This is a genomic window from Streptomyces sp. NPDC060064, assembly GCF_042736455.1.
Taxonomy (GTDB): Bacteria; Actinomycetota; Actinomycetes; order Streptomycetales; family Streptomycetaceae; genus Streptomyces.
Window position 1 is genome coordinate 51865 of record NZ_JBHWWF010000025.1, and the last position, 17672, is coordinate 69536.

Consider the following 17672-nt stretch of genomic DNA (forward strand, 5'->3'; position numbering starts at 1 on the left):
AAGCGGCCAAACTAGGTGCACGGCACGCGCCATGACAAGGGGTCAGCTCCCGCGCACTGTGGCCCGGGTGACAGCCGGCGGCCGACTGCCGCCGCGCGCCAGGAAGTCGGCGAGCGGCAGGGTCGCAGCACCGACGGTGACCGCGTCCGGACCGAGTCGTCCCAGTTCGATGGTGGTGCGGGCGCCTGCGTGGCGCAGGGCGTACTCCCCCGCGTACCGGCGCACTTCGGGGAGGAGATGCGGGCCGAGCAGCAGTCCGGCCCAGCCGCCGAGCAGGATGCGTTCGGGCCGGAAGAGGTTGATCAGGTCGGCGACGGCCGCACCCAGGTACTCGGCGGTGTCGTCGAGCAGTGAGAGTGCGACCGGGTCGGGCTCGGGGCCGTCCGGGCCGGGGAAGGCCGCGGCGAGCAGCGCGGCCAGCGCGGTCTCGTCGTCGACGTCGGCCGCCGGCGGTCCGCCCGCCTCCTGCCAGCGCTCGCGCAGCGCTTCCGCGCCCGCGTACGCCTCCAGACAGCCGAGAGAGCCGCAGCGGCACCGTCGTCCCCGGATCCGTACGGTCGTATGGCCCCATTCGAGCGCACTGCTGCTGGCGTTCTCGTCGGGCGTGGCGGCGTGCACGACACAGGCGCCGACTCCGGAGCCGATGAGCGCGACGGCGGCCTCGCGGGCGCCGCGGCCGCCGCCGAACCACATTTCGGCCTGGCCGAGCGTCTTGGCGCCGTTGTCGATGAACAGCGGTACTTCTGGGGGCAGTTCGACGGCGGCGCGGAGGAGCTTCTCGAAGGGCACGGCGCTCCAGCCGATGGTCTGGCCGTGTACGACCGCGCCGTCGGGGGTGTCCTGTTCGATGATTCCGGGGACGCCGATCCCGATGCCGAGAAGACTCGTCGCGTCTGCGTCCGCGTCCCGCAGGACGTCGGAGACGCCGGTGCGGACATGGGCGACGATGCGCTCGACGTCGTAGCCGTGCTGGGCCAGCGGGCGTTCGGTGCGGGCGAGTTCGGTGAGCGAGAGGTCGAAGAGTTCGACGCGTACGCGGGTCTCGCCGATGTCGATGCCGATCACCAGTCCGCCGCCGGGGGTGACGCGCAGCAGGGTGCGCGGGCGGCCGCCGTCGGAGTCGACCACTCCGGCCTCCTCCAGCACTCCCTCGGCGACGAGCTCCGAGACGACGTTGCTGATGGATCCTGAACTCAGCCCGGTAGCGGGGCCGAGCTCCTGGCGGCTCAACGGGCCGTCGAAATACAACCGTTGCAGTACCCGGGCGCGGTTGCCGCGCCGCAGGTCGCGCACTGTCCGTCTGTTGCGCTCCGCCATGGTGCTCCTTCCCTGGACGCAACATACCCCGGCCGCAGACCTTGACGCGAACTTCCCTCACCTCTTAAATCACGACATGAATTAAGCCAGGGAGACCGTTCGGGAACCGAACGCAGCCACCCCCGGGAAGGGGCCACCTCTCATGCGCACGATCAGAGCCGCAGCAGCCGTCACCGCCGTCACCGCACTCGCCGCCGTCACAGGCTGCGGCGGAGGCACCTCCGCCGACGGAGGCGGCAGCAACGAATCGCCCAGGACGCTCACGTACTGGGCCTCCAATCAGGGCCCCGACGTCGAAGCCGACAAGAAGATCCTCACACCCGAACTCAAGAAGTTCGAGCAGCAGACGGGCATCAAGGTCAAGCTCGAGGTGGTCCCCTGGTCCGATCTCCTCAACCGGATCCTCGCCGCCACCACGTCCGGCCAGGGCCCCGACGTCCTCAACATAGGCAACACCTGGTCGGCCTCCCTCCAGGCGACCGGCGCACTGCTGCCCTGGGACGACAAGAACTTCGACGCGATCGGCGGACGTGACCGCTTCGTCGGTTCGGCGGTCGCCTCGGCCGGGGCGGAGGGCAAGGACCCCGCGGCCGTACCGCTGTACTCGCTCGCGTACGCGCTCTACTACAACAAGAAGATGTTCGCCGAGGCGGGCATCTCGCAGCCGCCGGCCACCTGGGACCAGCTGGTCGCGGACGGCAAGAAGCTCTCGAAGAACGGGAAATGGGCGCTGGGGGCCGAGGGCGGAAACCTCGCGAACAACATCCACCAGGTCTTTGTCCTCGGAAAGCAGCACGGCGCGGACTTCTTCGACTCCTCGGCCAAGCCCACCTTCACCTCGGACGGCGCAGTCGCCGCGGTGAAGCAGTATGTCGACTTCATGGCCAAGGACAAGATCATCGCTCCCGGCAACGCGGAGTACGCCCAGAACCAGTCCCTCCAGGACTTCGCACGCGGCAAGACGGCCATGGTGCTGTGGCAGGCCGCCGCCTCGACGTTCGCCGCGCAGGGCATGAAGCCCGCGGACTGGGGCGTGGCGCCCGTACCGGTCCCGGCCGGCGCTCCCGGCACCGGCCGGAACACCAACTCCATGGTCGCGGGCATCAATATGGCGGTCTTCAAGAACACGAAGAACATCGACGGCGCCAAGAAGTTCGTGAAGTTCATGACGAGCGACGCCGAGCAGAAGCTGCTCAACAAGACGTACGGATCCATTCCGCCGGTCAAGGCCGCGCAGCAGGACCCGGCGTTCTCCGCGCCCGATCTGAGGGTCCTGCGCGACACGCTGACCGCCAGCGCCGCCCCGCTGCCCCAGGTGCCGACCGAGTCGCAGTTCGAGACGGCTGTCGGCACCGCCGTCAAGGAGCTGTGGGCGGACGCCGCGGCGGGACTGCCGGTGACGACCGAGTCGGTCAAGGCACGCCTGGCCAAGGCCCAGCAGCAGATGCAGCAGTGAGGGCTTCCCTATGACCATCGTGGCTCCCGGCCGGACGGACCGGGCCGACAGCGGTGCGAGCTCGGGCAAGGGGGACGCGCGCAGACGACTTCCGCGTATCCCGGACCGTATCCGCCACGGCGGCCTGCCCTATCTCCTGCTCCTGCCGGCCGTCGTGCTCGAACTGCTCGTCCATCTCATTCCGATGGTCATCGGCATCGTGATGAGCTTCCGCCGGCTCACGCAGTTCTACATCCGCAACTGGGGCGAGGCCCCCTGGGCGGCGCTCGACAACTACAAGGTCGCCGTCGACTTCGACGCGCCGATCGGCCAGGCCCTGCTCCACTCCTTCTACGTCACCTGCCTGTTCACCGTCTTCGCCGTCGCACTGTCCTGGCTGTTCGGCGTCGGTGCGGCGATCATGATGCAGGAGAACTTCCGCGGCCGCGGCTTCCTGCGGGCCGTCTTCCTCACCCCGTACGCCCTGCCGGTGTACGCCGCCGTCATCACCTGGGCCTTCATGTTCCAGCGCGACAACGGCCTGATCAACCATGTGCTGCACGACCAGCTCGGTCTCACCGACCAGCCGTCCTTCTGGCTGATCGGCGACAACAGCTTCATCGCGCTGGTCGTGGTCGCGGTCTGGAAGTCCTGGCCGTTCGCCTTCCTCATCGTCATGGCGGGGCTGCAGAACATCCCCCGCGAGCTGTACGAGGCGGCGGCGATCGACGGCGCAGGCGTCTGGCAGCAGATCCGCAAGATCACGCTGCCGTCGCTGCGCCCGGTCAACCAGGTACTGGTGCTCGTGCTGTTCCTGTGGACCTTCAACGACTTCAACACGCCGTATGTGCTGTTCGGCAGGGCCGCTCCGGAGGCCGCCGACCTGATCTCGGTCCATATCTACCAGTCGTCGTTCGTCGCCTGGAACTTCGGCTCGGGATCCGCGATGTCCGTCCTGCTGCTGCTGTTCCTGCTGCTGGTGACGGCCGTCTATCTGCTGCTCACCTCCCGTGGAAGGAGGGGCGCCGATGCCTAGGCCGCCCAGGTCTCCGAGCGCGCCGCCGCAGTCGTTTCTCTGGACGCGCCGCGTCGTGCTGACGTTCCTCACGGCGTTCGCGCTGCTTCCCGTCTATGTGATGGTCAGCAGCTCGGTCAAGCCGCTGCAGGACGTGTCGGGGAAGTTCCAGTGGATTCCGTCGAGGCTCACGATCCGGCCGTACTTCGACATCTGGAACACCGTTCCGCTCGCCCGCTACTTCCTCAACTCACTGATCGTGGCGGGTGCGGCGACCGTCCTGTCGGTGGTGATCGCGGTGTTCGCCGCGTACGCCGTGAGCCGCTACCGATTCCGCGGCCGACGGGTCTTCACCATCACGGTGCTGTCCACCCAGATGTTCCCCGGCATCCTCTTCCTGCTCCCACTGTTCCTGATCTTCGTCAATATCGGGAACAGCACCGGCATCGCCCTGTACGGCTCACGCGGCGGGCTGATCCTCACCTATCTGACGTTCTCGCTCCCCTTCTCCATCTGGATGCTGATCGGCTACTTCGACTCGATCCCGCGGGATCTGGACGAGGCCGCGATGGTGGACGGCTGCGGACCGCTCGGCGCGCTCTTCCGGGTCGTGGTGCCGGCAGCTGTCCCCGGCATCGTCGCCGTGGCCGTCTACGCGTTCATGACGGCCTGGGGCGAAGTCCTGTTCGCCTCCGTGATGACGAACGACGTCACCCGCACGCTCTCCGTCGGGCTCAAGGGCTACGCCACCCAGAACGACGTCTACTGGAACCAGGTCATGGCCGCCTCGCTTGTCGTCAGCGTGCCCGTCGTCGCCGGGTTCCTGCTGCTCCAGCGCTATCTCGTCGCCGGCCTCACCGCGGGCGCCGTCAAGTGATCCGTCCCCCGACCCCAGCAGAAAGGCAGTCCGTGAACGACCTCAACGCCCTTCCGGCCGACTTCACTTGGGGCGCAGCCACCGCCGCGTACCAGATCGAGGGGGCCGTGGCCGAGGACGGCCGCTCCCCGTCGATCTGGGACACCTTCTCCCACACGCCGGGAGCGGTCGCGGGCGGCGACACCGGCGATGTGGCCTGCGACCACTACCACCGCTGGCCGGAAGACATCGGGCTGATGAAGCAACTCGGCATCGACGCCTACCGGTTCTCGATCGCCTGGCCGCGGATCGTGCCCGGCGGAGACGGGCCGGTGAACAGGGCGGGCATCGCCTTCTACGACCGGCTGGTCGACGCTCTCCTCGACGCGGGCATCACGCCGTTCGCGACGCTCTACCACTGGGACCTGCCGCAGACGCTCCAGGACCGGGGCGGCTGGCCGGCCCGCGAGACCGCGGAGCACTTCGCGATGTACGCCTCCGCCGTCGCCGAACGGCTCGGCGACCGGGTCAAGGACTGGGCGACGCTCAACGAGCCACTCTGCTCGGCGTGGATCGGCCATCTGGAGGGCCGGATGGCGCCGGGCCTGACCGATCTCAGGGCCGCGGTGCACGCCTCGTACCATCTGCACCTCGGCCACGGTCTGGCCGTCCAGGCGATCCGCGCGGCCTCGTCCGACGCGCGCGTCGGCATCGTCAACAACCTCAGCCCGATCGAGCCGGCGACCGATCGCGCGGAGGACCACGCCGCCGCCGTCCGGGCGGACGGCCACACCAACCGCTGGTGGCTCGACCCGATCCACGGCCGCGGCTATCCGCAGGACATGCTCGAGCTGTACGGCGTCGAACTTCCGGAGCATGCAGGCGACTTGAAGACCATCGCGGCGCCGCTGGACTGGCTGGGGCTGAACTACTACTTCCGCCAGATCGTCACCGCCGACCCGACCGGCCCCGTGCCGTACGCCAAACAGATCTATCTGCCGGGCGTCCGGCACACCGCCATGGACTGGGAGGTCCATGCGGACGGCCTGGAACAACTCCTCCTCCGAGTGACCGAGGAATACGGCGCGCAGCGCATCCATGTCACCGAGAACGGCTCGGCCTATCCGGACGTCGTCCGGGCGGACGGGACGATCGACGACCCCGAGCGCGTCCAGTACCTGGAGGAGCACCTGGCGGCCTGCGGACGGGCCGCGCGCCAGGGCGCGCCGGTCGCCGGCTACTTCGCCTGGTCGCTGCTGGACAACTTCGAGTGGGCGTACGGCTACGACAAGCGGTTCGGCCTTGTCCACGTCGACTACACGACGCAGCGCCGCACCATCAAGGGCAGCGGGCAGCGCTACGCGGACATCATCCGCGCCGCGTCGCGAAGGGCACGAAGGGCGGCGTGATCCGGGGGCCTGCGCACTCGTCATGCGCAGGCCTCGGGTTCGAATCCCGAAGGCGGCTCCATGGGAAACCGCAGGTCAAGCTTTTGACCTGCGGTTTCTTCGTTTTATCGACCTTGGAATGTGCGGTCAGAGGGCTCGTGTCGGCTGTGCATGGAATGCGTAGGTCAAGGTTCCACTCTCTGGGATCGTCGATGCGTTTGTGATCCCGGGAGAGGCCGTTGAACTGCTACTTCTTGGGGTTTCTGCTGATCATCGGGTCAGTATCAGTAGGGTCGGGGGTGGCCAAGGGGTGGCCATCCGTGCAGCGGCAGTGCACTGAAGGAGCCGGAGGCGCTGCGAGCGGAGCCTGAAGGGGTGTTGCTCCTTGTGGCCAGTCTACAAATGCCGGGTTCGGGCGTGCGGTTCGCGCGTGACGCATGCCCGCGAAGGTTCTGCGCTCCTCACCTGGTGACCGGGCGACCTGCCGTGAAGATCTGTCGGATCTCGCGGAGGGCGCCCAACTCGGTCAACGGGTTGCCGTCGACGACGATGAGGTCGGCGCGCATGCCGGGAGCGAGGGTGCCTGTGTCGGACAGTCCGAGGGCATGGGCGGCGTTGACGGTGGCCATGTCGAGGATCTCGGCATGGGTGAAACCGAGCGAGGCGAAGAATTCGAGCATGCCGACGTAGTCGCCGAACCGTGCTCCTGGCACGCCCGCGTCGGTGCCGGCGATGAAACGGACACCGGCCTCCCGCATTTCCAGGATGACCTCGGCCATCGCCTTCGCACGCTCGGGCCCCATTTGATCGAGGAACAGCCGCCAGTCCCCGGAGACACAGCGGCAGACGGCCACGTCGTTCTCGACCATGCGGCGTATGACCGCCGGATCGTGGACGATGCCCTCCGCAGTGCGCCAGGAACAGTGCTCCAGCGTTCGGACACCGGCATCCACACAATGGGTAATGGTCTCCGAGCCGTGCGCGTGCGCGGCCACTCCCAGGCCATGGCGATCGGCTTCCTCGACGATCAGGCGCAGCTGACCGGGCGTGAACTGCGCCTCCCACATCCTTGGGCCGCTCGGGGTGAGCGCTCCGCCCGAGGCCATCACCTTGATCAGATCGGCTCCCGCTGCCGCGTTGCGGGCGATCTGTGCGCGGATGTCGTCGTCCGTGCTCACTTCTCCGCCGAGGAAGCCGCAATGGCCCCCGCGTGAGGTCAACGGTGCGGTCGCGGCGACGATACGTGGCCCGACTCTGGCCCCGGAGTCGATGGAGGTACGCAACGCCACGGTGAGCGCGTCACGGTCACCGAGATCTCGTACGGTCGTCACCCCGGCGGCCAGCATCTGTTCGGCGCGCTCCGCGATGGAGGTGGACAGCTCGCCCGGGTCTGCCTCGGCCACCGCATTGATCGGATCCGGACCCGCGTCGAAGGCCAGGTGGACATGGCAGTCGGTCATTCCGGGCATCACCGTCGCCCCGGGACACCGCAACCGAGGCACCTGTGCATCGACCACCGCGTCCAAGTCGGCGGCGGCACCGACGGCGGCGACCATGCCGGACTCGACGAATACGGCGCCGTCGACGGTCACCTGATCCGCAGGCCCAGCGATGACGCGGTCCGCGATGATCAGTACCTTGTTCATGATGTCCTTTCACGCAGGGCGTGTGACAGAGCGATCAGTTCGTCGGCGTCGGCGCCCAGGTCGTTGGCGGCGGGCGACGCGACAAGAGCGGCGGACAGTTCCGTGTGAGGGGACTCGGCAGCCGGCTTCAGCGCCAGCGCCTCGTTGATGTGCTGCGCAAGTTGATCGGCCGGGCCACGGGCAAGATCGGCATCGGGGGCGACACGAGTCAGGTAGGGACTCAAGCGCACCAGTCCGTCACGGCATTCGATGAGCCGACGATAAAACCGCCGCTCGTAGGCGCGACGCCGGCGGAGACGCTGCCATCTGGACCTGTCCGGCGGCCGGTTCAGGACGAGTTCCGGATAGGCGGCGGTCAACGCCGTCCACAGTGCGGCGAGCTCGTGATACCTGCGGCGGTGGTGCACGACCGACCGCAGGCGGGTGATCAGTTGCACGCCGCCCGAGTAGCAGATTCCGATGAGGGCAATGCCCATGGCCCAGTCGGACAGCGACCAGTTCACCGTGTTGAACGCCTCGTGCGACCCGGGTTCGTCGACGCGCAGAGCCACCAGGATCATTCGGTTGACCGACGTGATCGTCAGTCCGATAAGTCCCAGGGCCATGGTCAGCAGCCCCAGCCCGAGGTTCCGGGACGCCCTGCGCGCATAGTGCAGGGCCCACAGGCCGGACGCCAGGTAGGCGTAGACGAAGTAGGCGTTGCCGACGAGGTAGAACGAGGCGATGGCCGGATGTGCCATGTCCGGGGTGCTCAAGGAGTGGCCGCGCATCCCCGCAGGTGTGGCGATCACGGCGAGGACCAGGGCGGTCAGGGTACCGACGAGCAGGCCGGTGTTGATCCGCAGGTGCCGACGGTAGGCTTCCGCGCCACGCATGGCGGAGACGAAGACCAGGACGAGGGCGAAGAGGCCGGACATGTAGAGCCCGTTGAACGCCACCTTGCCGAGGCCGACGGCCGTGGCCGTGTCGATCGACTCGTTGGCCTCGGGGAAGCTGAGGATCTCCCCGGCCATCAGGAGGACCAGTGAGGCGACAAGGAAGCGCAGCACCCGGTCGTGCGGGGCGCGTGCCAGGTCTATGCCCTTCCACAGTACCCCGACACCCAGCAGGATGATCAGCGGCACTTGGAACATCACGCCCACCCCCACGGGGGGTTCAGTGCCGCACCCAGCGGATCCAGGGCCGGGTCCTCGGGCGTGCGGGCACTCACATAGTCGATGACCATCGCCCACTCCTGGATGATCGTTGCGACCAGTTCTGCCTCGCGTTCGTAATCCTTGGTGTAGCAGGTGCGACGAAAGCCCCGGATGATCAGGTCACGGGGGAAGTCCGGGCCGAAATCGGGGAATTCCCCGTCCGGGTCACCGTCGTCCTGGTGATCGGCGAGAATATGGCCGATCTCGTGCAAGATGATGTGATCCTGGTGAACACGGGTGGTTTCCGCCCGATAGAAGATGACCTCCTCGTTCGGCCGGGACATCCATAATCCGAACGGTCCCGGGACCGGCAGCGCCCAGGGAATCAGCCGGATGGGTTTGCCCAGATGTTCACCGAGTCTGCGACACAGGTCATCCAGGTGCAGCGGAGGTTGGATGTCGAGTTTTCGCAGCAGCTGTTTGCAGTGCCGGCGTAGTTCGCGTTCGCGTACGACCACTATCTGCCTTCTTGCTATCCAGTGTCCGGGTCGGGAGTGTCGTCCTGATCGAAGACCGCAATCATCATGAGCAGTTGCTTGCGCATGGCTGGTGTCATCGCGCCCGCCCTCATCGCGATCGCTCGCACCTGGTGATCGGCAAGCCGCTGCCGCAACAGCTCATCCTCGGGATCGTCCTGGGCGACCAGTGACTGCACTGTGATCGGTGCTGTTCCCGAGGGGCGGTGGTCGTCAAAGAACTTGGCGAGACCCTCGAGCACGCTCAACGTCGGGTTGGTGTGAGACCCGTTACGGAGCATGGCCAGGTAACTCCGGGACAGGGTCGCCGGATGCGACGTGTCGGCGGTGACCGCCTTGGCCACTTCGGCGGTCGAGTACTCCCTTTGTCGGCCGTGGGTATCGATCAATCGCGACACCGCGAACAAGGTGTTCAACCGCTCGGCCAGTGAGCGCCGTTGCCCCTGGTCGCCCTCTGCCTTCATGATCACGCTCCCAGCATAGGTTCGATCTCCGCGCCCTTGGCATGGCAAATCAGCCATGCTGCGCCATCTATTGGACCACTTGCGTATCTTGTTGGCCTCAAGCGTGGTTGGGTGGCAATATATTGGACGCCTCGCCAAAGAATAAGTGATGTGTGGGGTGCGAGAAGAGTGTGGTGGCGATGGACAAGTCGACGCGACAGTCTTCTACTGGCCAGACGCTCCGATCGATCAACGTCGGCCGCCGCCGGTCCTTGAGGGAGTCCGATGAGTACCTCCCCGACCGACTTACCGCCCGTCGAGGAGCGAGTGCTCAGCCACCGCCCTCGTCGAATCCCGCAGACGGGGTCCGCGTTGTACGGGGCCCGCATTGCGTTGACGGCGGCAGCCGATCCCGAGGCATGCCATGTAACGTCCTCGTTTCCGATTTCTCACACTCCGGATGTGCCAAGAGTCTTCGGCGTTTTGCTCCTCGAGCCAAATCACCCGAGACGGTTCCGTCGGGATTCGAACATCGGCCAGAATGCCGTTTCCCCCATGTGGAAGGCCTCGGTGACGCATGCCCGATGACCAGGAGACGTCCCCATCTGACGCCGAACTCACCGCAGCGATCAGAGAGTTGGAGTCCGGAGCCCCGGTGGACGAGCTGTACCGCCGGCACCGGTCCGCCGTTCTCTGCTACGCACTCGCCTGCTGCCGCGATCGGCACACCGCCGAAGACCTCGCCTCGGAAGCCTTCACCCGCACACTCCAAGCCGTACGGTCCGGCGGCGGTCCGGAGGCCGCCTGGCGCCCGTACCTCCTCACCATCGTCCGCCGCACCGCCTCCGACTGGGCGGGCACAGCTCGCCGCACCGAACTGTCAGCCGACTTCGAGCAGTGGCTCGCCAACGCCGACAGCCCCGAGGCGGAGAGCGGTGAGGAGCGGATGCTCCGCCTGGAGGAGAACAGCCTTGTGTTACGGGCGTTCCGCTCGTTGCCCGAGCGCTGGCAGACCGTCCTCTGGCACACCGCCGTCGAGGAGGAACCGGTCACGAAGGTCGGCCCCCTGCTCGGCCTGGGCGCGAGCGGTGTCAGCTCGCTGGCCTCCCGCGCCCGGGAAGGTCTGCGCGAGGCCTATCTGGCGGCGTACGGAGAGAACGCCTCCGGCACCGACGAGTGCCGCCGCTACAGCTCCCTGCTCGGCGCCGCCGTTCGCCGCACCGGCCGCCGTACGAACAAGGACCTCGACCGGCACCTTGCGGAGTGTGAGCGCTGTCGCAGCGCGCTCATCGAACTCACCGAACTCAACGAGCGGCTGGGCTCGGTGCTGCCGGCCGGAGTGCTGTTGTGGGGAGGCTCGGCGTATGTGGCGGCGCGGCTGGCGGAAGCGGGCGCGAGTGCCGGTGGTATGGCCGTCGCACCCGCCGCACCGCACGGCTCCGTCCCCCTGGACGGCGGTACGGGGTGGTGGGCCAAGGCCAAGGACGCCCCGCTGTCCTCGGGCGCGGTCGCCGGTTCCGTCGTCGCCGCCATCGGGATCGCAGTCCTCGTCGCGCCGATGCCTTTCGGTGACGACGGGAAGGGGCCTGCGAGCTCGCCGCCTGCGCGGTCAGGACAGCCGCCCATTTCGGTCTCCGAGCATCCGCCGCCCGTCACGCTCACAGCCACGCCCTCCCAGGCCGCTTCGGCGCGCCAGGTCGGGCACTCCGCCACAGCGTCAGGTCCCGCATCCGAGGAACCGGCGCAGCCATCGCCCACCGGGGCCGACCTCGGGCCCGTCAAATGGTCGGGCAGCCTCCGCAACGCGGGAGTCACTGCCATGTGCGTCGAGCCGGCCGGCACGAGTGTCGTCCAGAACCCGTGCGACGACGGTAAGGGCCAGGTCTGGGAGACCTTTTCGTTCAAGGAGAACAAGGACTACACCTGGCTGCGCAATGCCGCCACTGGCGACTGCATCGACTACCTCGGAGGCACCCAGGAGGTGTACGACAACGCCGCCAACATGCGGATCAGGATGGGACCCTGCCGCGCGGTCGGCGACGGACAGCTGTTCCGCTTCGACCCGTGGTGGGGCGAGAGCGACGGCAGCTACCTGGTGCGCGCCGAACTCGAGGACGGCAAGCCCTGGGACGAGATGCAACTCGGCATGCTGGACTGGTGGGAAGGGAACGATCCGCCGCCGGAGAAGGACGCCCCCGTCGTGCTCACGTACAACTACTACAACGCCCCACGGCTCCGCTACCGCGTCGACGTCAAGTGACTGACTGACCGGGGCCCGTGCGACACCATCCAGTCGCACGGGCCATTTAGCAAAGTGTTAGCAAAGTGGCGGGATGGCCGCCGCCGAGCGCAGTCCTCCTTGTGACCGTCTGTACACACGACCACATCACGGGGGACCCGATGGTCCGAAGTGTCCTCACGCACCACCTCCATCAGCGCTTCAGCGACGCGGAGATCGGACAGCTGGTACGACACGGCAGTACGGCAGCATTTCAGACCGTCGTGGTGCGTCACTGGCCCGCCGTCGTCACCTGTCTCCACACCTGCTTCCTGATCACCGCGCGCACGCCGGCGCTGCGCGAGTGGAACCACGCGCCGGCGCCGTGGGACATGGCGGACGAATTCCGCAACTGGGCGGCGGCAGGGGACATATGGCCGCTGTCCGTGCAGGAATTCGGGGCTTTCGCGGAGCTGTCCCGCACCGCTCCGCGCGAGGCGTACCGGGCGCTGGAGGCCCGAGCCGACGCCAGAACCGACATCACGCTCGGCCTCATGGCCCACGGCCCGCCCGGCGCGGAGATCGCCGTCCGCCTCGACCGGCCTGACGCTCCGGCGGTGGCCACGATCCCCATCCCCGAAGCGGGTTCGCCACGTTGGGTGCATGCGGCCGTGCGTCCCACCGTCGGTGTCCACACGGTGTATCTCACGGCGTGCTGCACCACGGGCAATTCCTGCGTCAGCATCACCGGATTCACCTCCGGCTGAGCTCCCCGGAATACGGCTCGGGAGTAAGACGTCGGCCGGCAGGCCGGTGACGCCATGAGGGCCGTCACCCATGGCTGTCACACCGGATTTGAGTGGAAGGTTCCTCCATGCATGTGGTCTTGGGTTCGCGGCCGGCACGGCAGCCTCTTTCCGATGCTGCTCTGATTCATGCGGTACGCAAAGGCCGAGTCGAACTCTTTCGGCATCTTTATCGCCGCCACTACGCCGCCGTTCAGGCTTACGCCTCCCAATGCATGCCGGGTCCACTGCATGCGCACGAGGTGACATCACAAGTCTTCGCGCAACTGCTGCAACGGATGGTGTCCGGCGAGGGCTTCGTCGGACAACGTTATCCGGGCTGCCTGCGACCCCAGTTACTGGGCAATGTTCGCAGCACGGCGATCACCAGCTGGCATCGGGCGCGCGAAGCGCTGTCGCCGGACTTCCGGGCCTGGGTCGCGGCGGGCGGCCGGTGGCCCTGGGGAGAGGACGGCCAGCTGGCTCTCGCGTTCCAGCGCCTCCCGGCCACCCCACAGTGTCTGCTGTGGCACTCGGTGGTGGACCGGGACGATCCCGCGTCGACGGCCCGCATCACAGGGCTGGACCGCCGTGCGGTCAAGGACCGGTGTGACCAAGCCAGAAGCGCGCTGCGCCAGGCCCGTACAGACCTGTATCTCGAGCGGCTGGAGCGTCAGGACTGCAGGGAGGTGATCAAGCGGCTGGCCCTGCGGCCCGAGGCGCTGCCGACCGAGGAGGTCGCGGACCATCTCCGCGTCTGTCCGGCATGCATGGATGTCTTCAAGGATGTGTCCCGGCTCGACGGACAGCTGGAAGCGCAGCTGCCCGTACGACTGTTGGGGTGGTGGACGGGTCAGGAGTACCTGCGTGCGAAAGCGGTCATCCCCGTGCCACTGGACGATCCGCCGTTCCTGACGAGGCTGATGGAGCGAGCCCGGGTCGAAACCCAAGCACAGCGCTCGAGCGTGCGCCGGGCACCGGCGGCCACCGCCCCGCGTCACCGGGCAGGAGCGGGGGCAGCGTCCCCGCGGGTCCTTCGTCGTTCCCGAGCCGCTGTCGCGGTCATCGGCTTCCTGGCCGGCGTCGGCGTGGGCACGGGCGCGCTGGCCGCTTGCGATCAGCAGCGCGGGGCCCAGGGGCATCCGCCGTCCGCGTCCCGGTCCTCGCCTGCGCCCGACGACCCTCCGTCGCCCGCAGCACCGGCTCCCCCCACGTTCCGCGCCAAAGACCGCGTCCCTGCTGATGCGTACACGTTCCAGCGCGGGACAACTGCCGGCTCCGGCGCGGGCACCCGTGTCCTGGGAAGCTCCTCCCTCCTGCGCTACGACCGTGTCGATTTCTCCAGCAGGGACACGCTCGCCCACGCCAGGCTCGCGGGGCCATCGGGTGGCGGTGCCTGGATAGAGCTCGCGCTCGATTCCCCTGCCCCATTACCGCTGGCGCGGATCACTCCAACCGCCGACGGTTCCGTGAACGACATCTCGGTGCCCATCATCCCCGTCGACGGCGTGCACCGTGTCCACGTCACCGCGCATTGCCCGACGACCGACGAGCCGTGCATCGAACTCCAGGCGTTCGGTGCTGAGTCATCCCTGCCCCGGGGCGTCGAATGACGGAAGGCGTCGGCCCGGGCGTGGGTCGTCACCCCGGCGCTCGAGGTCCGGTCCTGCTGCCGTCAGGGCACGCTCCGGATCCGTTGCACCAGGACAGCGCCGAACAGCGTGAGGGCGGCGGTGAACGCGAAGAGCGCCGGGTAGCCTCCGAGGTGAGTGACCAGTACGGCGGCGATGGCCGGTGCCAGCACGTGCGGGATGGAGTTCGCGATGTTGATGACACCGAGATCCCGTCCTCGGTCGCCCGCGGTGGGCAGCACTTGGGTGATCAGCGCCTGGTCCACCGAGACGTAGACGCCGTAACCGAGGCCCATCAGGCTCGCGGCCACCAGCGCGGTCGGCCATGTCGGCCAGATCGCCAGCAAAGCCGAGCCGAGCGCGATCACCACACCGGACGCCGTGACCAGCGACTTGCGCCGGCCGAGCCGGTCGGACACCAGACCGCCGATGAACGCAGTGAGCACGATGCCGACGGTGTAGAGGACGACGAGAGTCAGCAGCCCCTGTTCGGCCTCGCGCCCGGGAAACCGCTGTTCGTAGTGCACCTCGTCGCGCAGGAAGTAGAGCAGGTACAGCGTTCCTGTGGCGTTGCCGAGCTGTACGAGCAGTCGCGTCAGCCACGCAAGGGCGAAGTCGCGGTGGCGACGAGGGCTGATCCAGAACCCGGCCAGGAATCGCGACAAGCCCACGGCGGGCACCGCGGAGCCCGGCAGCCGGGCGTCCTTGACCGACGACACGAACGGCACGGCGAACAGGACCACGACGGCGGCGACCAGGGGGTATCCGCTGTGGGGTCCGCTCACAGCGACGGTCACCAGGACCGTACCGAGCACGACGGCCAGGGGCTGAGTGGCTCCCACCCACGCGCTCACGACGGCACGCTGCGCGATCGGGACATGGTCGGGCACCTCGGCGACCAGGCCTGCGAGCATCGCGCTGAGCGACAGCTGCACCAGGCACCAGCCGAGCGCGACGCCTGTCACCGTGGTCTGCGGGGCCAGGATCCCCAGGCCCAGCGCTGTGCCCAGCGCGCCGCCGGCCAGCCAGGGCCTGCGGCGGCCGAAACGCGAGGTGGTGCGGTCCGACAGGGCGCCCGCGATCGGGGTGGCGACCAGTGCTATCACCGCGCCGAGCCCGGTGACCAGACCGAGTGCCGACTCCTTGTGGCCCGGGTCGATCGTCTCCAGCTGCTGGGCGAGCAGTACCTGAATCGGGGTGTACAACGCGGTCCACATGCCCAGACTGACGAGCGCGATGCCGCCCACGAACCTTCGGCCGACCCGCGTGACCGGTTCGGCGAGCGTGTCCGGCGGAGGGGTGGTGGCAGGGGCGGACCGGGCTTCAGGGATCATCGTGGCCTTTCGGTCGGGTGGCGTATGCCCGGTCCTATGAGCCGGCACGGCCGATCACCACGTGACCGGGCGTCTCGAGTCGCCCAGGACCCTGCTGGAAGCGTTCGAACGGGCGATACGGCGCGCATCGCGGCCCCCTGCCGTAGACCTGGCCGACAGCGGTGCCGTTGGTGCGACGTGTGAATACGGACAGTTTGGTCCGGGCGGCTGACCGGACGCTGACACGGCGTTGACACCGTCCCGATGGCGCATCGTGGACATGCCTACGGCCCCGGGCCGACAAGCCCGGGGCCGTAATGCGACATCTCCACCGCTGATCAGCCCGCGTACCAGGGCGCCCGGCGGCCGACGATCAGAGCAGGGTCTCTGCAACCTCGTGGAAGGCAGGGCTCCATGACGTGGGGCGCAGCGTCTTGGGGTCGAGCCGGATGTGCACTCGCTGCCCCTCGGCATGCACGACGCCGCCGTCCGCGGACAGTACGCGGAATCCGTACACCGCGCTGGAGTCGGAGAGTTTGTCTATCCAGAGGTGGATGCCGATCTCACCGGTGCCGCGAATGGGTGCCCGGTAACTGATCGAGAACTCCGCCACAGCCAGGAACACGTCGGGGTGGGTGTACTTCCCGTCGGTGAACGCGAATCCCTTGCGTGCCCAGAATGTGGTCAACGCCCGTTCCACCAGCACCATGTAGCGGGCGTTGTGCACGAAGCCCATCGAATCGAGCTCGTCGAAGTGCGTGTAGCCGGGTTCGACGATGCCGCGCTCCACGGTCGTCTCGTGCTGGGTCATGCCTGCCTCCGAGGTGTGCTGGGACGAGCCGAATTCTGGACGGTAACAGTGGGGATCATCCTCGGCAGGGAGAATCAGCCACTTCCAGGTCAGACCGGAGCGACCTCCACGATGGACAGTGCTCCCGGCGTGGAGATGACCTTGAGCGACTTGAGGTCAGCGGCGGCGAGCAGCTCCTCCAGTTCCTGCTCGGTGCGTTCTCGTCCCTCGAACACGGTCAGCATCAACATGTCGGAGATGGTGACGGACGGCGAGATGTCCGCGTGCGGGCGCACCGCGTCGACGATCAGGAGGCGCGACCGCTCGGTCATGGCGCCGCGTACGGTTCGCAGAATGCGCAGGCTGTCGGCGTCACTCTTGTCGTGGACGATGCGCTTGAGGACATAGAAGTCCGCACCGGGCGGTACGGCCTCGAAGAAGTCCCCCACCGCGGTCTTCCAGCGCCCCTCGATCGCGGCGTCGTCCAACTTGTGCCGCTGGAGGACAGATTCACGTTCGAAAAGGACGCCGTGCAGACCGGGGTTCTTGGTGAGCAGGGTGCGCAGGAAGCCGCCCAGACCGCCGGCGAGATCGACGACCGTTCCCGTCTCAGGGAAGTCGTAGCTGGCGACGATGCCGCTCTGCTCCGTCATGGACATGGTGTCCATCGCATCGCTGAAGAGCCGCTCGCGCTCCCCTTCGCCCTGGATGTAGTCGAAGAGGGGGGCGCCGAAGATGTCGTTGAAGACGGTGCTGCCGTCGCGGACAGTGTCCTCGAGGCGTCCGGCTGACTGCCAGTACATCTCATCCGTGAACAGCAGGGCCGTGGAGCGTACGGAGTAGGGGGTGTCGGCGCGCAGGACATGTGCGGCGGGAGTGAGGTGGAAGGCCGAGGACTGGTCCTCCCTGAAGATGCCGCGGGTTGCCAGGAAACGCAGTACGCGATGGAGGAAGGGGCCGTGTACGCCGGTGAGTTCGGCGAGTTGCTGAGCTGTCTTGGGGCCGTCGGTGAGGTGGTCGGCGATGTCGTTACGCAGGGCCACGCGCAGTGCGGCGGGGTAGAGGTAGCCGAGCGAGTCGCCGAGGACCTGCCTGACTGCCGCTGCGATCTCCGTGGCCTGGGCCGGTTGCGCATCGCTCAAGGGTTCGTCTCCCTGTGTCTT

General features: G+C 67.7%; 15 protein-coding genes and 1 tRNA gene. 8 read left to right on the forward strand and 8 right to left on the reverse strand.

Features of this window, described 5'->3' with window-relative positions:
* Positions 1-42: 42 nt before the first annotated feature.
* Positions 43-1317 carry an ROK family protein gene (locus ACFWDI_RS27170; RefSeq protein WP_385307640.1) on the reverse strand — a complete coding sequence of 425 codons (1275 nt, stop codon included), beginning with the start codon at positions 1315-1317 and terminating at the stop codon, positions 43-45.
* 142 nt (positions 1318-1459) lie between these two features.
* Between ACFWDI_RS27170 and ACFWDI_RS27175 the strand changes: the two genes are divergently transcribed.
* The 5 genes from ACFWDI_RS27175 to ACFWDI_RS27195 all read left to right on the forward strand — a co-directional run bounded on the left by ACFWDI_RS27175 (position 1460) and on the right by ACFWDI_RS27195 (position 6093).
* The gene (locus ACFWDI_RS27175) at positions 1460-2773 is read left to right on the forward strand and encodes an ABC transporter substrate-binding protein (RefSeq protein ID WP_385307641.1); all 1314 of its coding nucleotides are present in this window, start codon (positions 1460-1462) and stop codon (positions 2771-2773) included.
* A gap of 10 nt (positions 2774-2783) precedes the next feature.
* On the forward strand, positions 2784-3788 hold the full coding sequence (locus ACFWDI_RS27180; RefSeq protein WP_385307642.1) for a carbohydrate ABC transporter permease: 1005 nt from the start codon (positions 2784-2786) through the stop codon (positions 3786-3788).
* Positions 3781-4644: a carbohydrate ABC transporter permease gene (locus ACFWDI_RS27185; RefSeq protein WP_385307643.1), complete on the forward strand. Its 864-nt coding sequence runs from the start codon at positions 3781-3783 to the stop codon at positions 4642-4644. Before ACFWDI_RS27180 ends, ACFWDI_RS27185 begins: the two co-directional genes overlap by 8 nt.
* A 32-nt stretch (positions 4645-4676) precedes the next feature.
* Positions 4677-6032, forward strand: a complete 1356-nt coding sequence (locus ACFWDI_RS27190) for a GH1 family beta-glucosidase (RefSeq protein WP_385307644.1) — start codon at positions 4677-4679, stop codon at positions 6030-6032.
* Positions 6000-6093, forward strand: a tRNA-Ser gene (locus tag ACFWDI_RS27195). The genes ACFWDI_RS27190 and ACFWDI_RS27195 overlap by 33 nt, the downstream gene beginning before the upstream one ends.
* 379 nt (positions 6094-6472) lie before the next feature.
* On the opposite strand, the gene ACFWDI_RS27200 is transcribed toward ACFWDI_RS27195, so the two are convergent.
* Genes ACFWDI_RS27200 through ACFWDI_RS27215 form a run of 4 tightly spaced genes read right to left on the reverse strand, consistent with a single transcriptional unit; the run spans position 6473 to position 9793 of the window.
* Positions 6473-7657, reverse strand: a complete 1185-nt coding sequence (locus tag ACFWDI_RS27200) for an amidohydrolase family protein (RefSeq protein WP_385307646.1) — start codon at positions 7655-7657, stop codon at positions 6473-6475.
* On the reverse strand, positions 7654-8790 hold the full coding sequence (locus ACFWDI_RS27205) for an MAB_1171c family putative transporter (RefSeq protein ID WP_385307647.1): 1137 nt from the start codon (positions 8788-8790) through the stop codon (positions 7654-7656). Before ACFWDI_RS27205 ends, ACFWDI_RS27200 begins: the two co-directional genes overlap by 4 nt.
* Complete coding sequence (locus tag ACFWDI_RS27210) at positions 8790-9311, reverse strand: hypothetical protein (RefSeq protein WP_385307649.1); 522 nt, start codon at positions 9309-9311, stop codon at positions 8790-8792. The genes ACFWDI_RS27205 and ACFWDI_RS27210 overlap by 1 nt, the downstream gene beginning before the upstream one ends.
* Before the next feature lie 14 nt (positions 9312-9325).
* Positions 9326-9793 (reverse strand): hypothetical protein, encoded by a 468-nt coding sequence (locus ACFWDI_RS27215; protein ID WP_385307741.1) that lies wholly within the window; start codon positions 9791-9793, stop codon positions 9326-9328.
* 556 nt (positions 9794-10349) lie between these two features.
* On the opposite strand from ACFWDI_RS27215, the gene ACFWDI_RS27220 reads away from it, so the two are divergent.
* The 3 genes from ACFWDI_RS27220 to ACFWDI_RS27230 all read left to right on the forward strand — a co-directional run bounded on the left by ACFWDI_RS27220 (position 10350) and on the right by ACFWDI_RS27230 (position 14388).
* On the forward strand, positions 10350-12032 hold the full coding sequence (locus tag ACFWDI_RS27220; protein ID WP_385307650.1) for a sigma-70 family RNA polymerase sigma factor: 1683 nt from the start codon (positions 10350-10352) through the stop codon (positions 12030-12032).
* A gap of 140 nt (positions 12033-12172) precedes the next feature.
* Entirely contained in the window at positions 12173-12757 is a 585-nt protein-coding gene (locus tag ACFWDI_RS27225) for a hypothetical protein (RefSeq protein WP_385307652.1), read from the forward strand.
* 281 nt (positions 12758-13038) lie between these two features.
* A complete protein-coding gene (locus tag ACFWDI_RS27230) occupies positions 13039-14388 on the forward strand; it encodes a hypothetical protein (RefSeq protein ID WP_385307654.1) in 1350 nt (449 codons plus the stop codon).
* 62 nt (positions 14389-14450) lie between these two features.
* Here the strand turns inward: ACFWDI_RS27230 and ACFWDI_RS27235 are convergent, their stop codons facing one another.
* The 3 genes from ACFWDI_RS27235 to ACFWDI_RS27245 all read right to left on the reverse strand — a co-directional run bounded on the left by ACFWDI_RS27235 (position 14451) and on the right by ACFWDI_RS27245 (position 17651).
* On the reverse strand, positions 14451-15740 hold the full coding sequence (locus ACFWDI_RS27235) for an MFS transporter (protein WP_385307656.1): 1290 nt from the start codon (positions 15738-15740) through the stop codon (positions 14451-14453).
* Positions 15741-16092: 352 nt separating this feature from the next.
* The gene (locus ACFWDI_RS27240) at positions 16093-16530 is read right to left on the reverse strand and encodes a hotdog domain-containing protein (RefSeq protein WP_327327370.1); all 438 of its coding nucleotides are present in this window, start codon (positions 16528-16530) and stop codon (positions 16093-16095) included.
* 89 nt (positions 16531-16619) lie between these two features.
* Positions 16620-17651 (reverse strand): methyltransferase, encoded by a 1032-nt coding sequence (locus ACFWDI_RS27245; protein WP_385307658.1) that lies wholly within the window; start codon positions 17649-17651, stop codon positions 16620-16622.
* Between the last annotated feature and the right edge of the window lie 21 nt (positions 17652-17672).